At 65.6% G+C, this 2,005-nt stretch carries 2 protein-coding genes; both read left to right on the forward strand.

Going from position 1 to position 2,005, the window contains the following annotated elements; all coding sequences use genetic code 11:
• Window positions 1–1,092, forward strand: a 1,092-nt coding sequence (locus tag PMI42_RS30440; RefSeq protein ID WP_008141804.1) for an ActS/PrrB/RegB family redox-sensitive histidine kinase, incomplete at its 5' end; no start/stop codon positions are given.
• Window positions 1,093–1,195: 103 nt separating this feature from the next.
• Window positions 1,196–1,750: an ActR/PrrA/RegA family redox response regulator transcription factor gene (locus tag PMI42_RS30445; protein WP_008141807.1), complete on the forward strand. Its 555-nt coding sequence runs from the start codon at window positions 1,196–1,198 to the stop codon at window positions 1,748–1,750.
• Window positions 1,751–2,005 lie beyond the last annotated feature (255 nt).

Raw genomic sequence — 2,005 nt, forward strand, 5'->3', positions numbered from 1 at the left:
CAGCGGCTGGAGCCGATGCAGGCGGCCGGCCTGCTGGCGCTGAACATCGTCGAGCTGGCCGGGCTTTTGTTCTTCACCGGCGGATTGCAGAACCCGTTCTCGTTCCTGTTCCTCGCGCCCGTGCTGATCTCGGCCACCGCGCTGCCGGCCCGCTTCACCTTCGGCCTCGGCGTGCTCGCCGTGGCCTGCGCCTCGGTGCTGTTCTTCTTCCATCTGCCGCTGCCCTGGGATTCCGACGATCCGCTGGTGCTGCCGCCGATCTATCTGGTCGGCGTCTGGCTCTCGATCGTGCTCGCGATCGGCGTCACCAGCCTCTATTCGTTCCAGGTCACCGAGGAGGCGCGCAAGCTCGCCGACGCGCTGGCCGCCACCGAGCTGGTGCTGACGCGCGAGCAGCATCTGACCCAGCTCGATGGCCTCGCCGCGGCCGCCGCGCACGAGCTCGGCACGCCGCTCGCGACCATCTTCCTGATCTCGCGCGAGCTGGAAAAGACGGTGAAGGACCCGGGCTTTGCCGCCGACCTCAAGACGCTGCGCGAACAGACCCAGCGCTGCCGCGAAATCCTCAGCAAGATCACCCAGCTGTCCTCGACCGGTGCACCATTCGACCGCATGAAGCTGTCGGAGCTGATCGAGGAGGTGGTGGCACCGCATCGCGATTTCGGCGTCGACATCAAGGTGCGGATCGCGGTGGCCGCCTTCGCCGAGCCGGTCGGGTCGCGCAACCCGGCGATCCTCTACGGTGTCGGCAACATCATCGAGAATGCGGTCGACTTCGCCCACACCACCGTCGAGGTGAACGCCTGGTGGAACAAGGACACGATCGAGCTCCTGATCTCCGACGACGGTCCCGGCATTCCGCCCGACATCCTCAACCGGATCGGCGAGCCGTATCTGTCGCGGCGGCGCAACCAGGATGAAGGCGGCGGCCTGGGCCTTGGCGTGTTCATCGCCCGCACCCTGCTCGAACGCACCGGCGCCAAGGTCTCGTTTACCAATCGGATCTTTCCGGAACACGGCGCCGTGGTCCAGGTGACGTGGCCGAGGGAGCGTTTTGAGGCTATCGAGACGCTCGAAGAAACAATAGGATAGGCCGCGACCTTGCGTCGCACGAGAGGCCGGATCGACTATTGGCGGCCTTGGCGCCGCCCGATTGCGACGCCATATGTAGATGCGCAGGACAGAGGACAAAACCTTGAACGCCATCGCCGAACTGAACGAACAGACCGACCGCTCGCTTCTCATCGTGGAGGACGACAAGCCGTTTCTGGAGCGGCTGTCACGCGCCATGGAGACACGCGGCTTTGCGGTGACCTCGTGCGATACCGTCTCCGATGGTCTGGCACAGATCGGCAAGGCGGCGCCCGCATTCGCAGTGGTCGATCTGCGGCTTGGTGACGGCAACGGCCTCGACGTGGTCTCGGCGCTGAAGAAGAAGCGCCCGGATGCGCGCGCGATCGTGCTGACCGGCTATGGCAACATCGCCACCGCCGTCACCGCGGTGAAGATGGGCGCGATCGACTATCTCTCCAAGCCCGCGGATGCCGACGACGTCGTCGCCGCGCTGCTCTCGACCAGCGCGGAAAAGTCCGAGCTGCCGACCAACCCGATGTCCGCCGACCGCGTCCGCTGGGAACACATCCAGCGCATCTACGAGATGTGCAACCGCAACGTCTCGGAAACCGCGCGCCGGCTGAATATGCACCGGCGCACCTTGCAGCGCATTCTGGCGAAGCGCGCGCCAAGGTAAGTTTCCGTAATCAATCCATCACCGTCACCCTGAGGTGGCCGCTTCTTCAGCGGCCCTCGAAGGGCGACGGCCCGGCTGCATCGGGGCCGCACATCCTTCGAGGCTCGCTGCGCTCGCACCTCAGGATGACGGGGATGGAGATCTCGTAGGGTGGGCAAAGGCGCGCAGCGCCGTGCCCACGGCTTCTCTCCGAATTTCACCGATGAGTTTGGTGGGCACGCTTCGCTTTGCCCACCCTACGGCAGGCGCGATCGC

The organism is Bradyrhizobium sp. YR681 (assembly GCF_000282615.1).
Lineage (GTDB): Bacteria > Pseudomonadota > Alphaproteobacteria > Rhizobiales > Xanthobacteraceae > Bradyrhizobium.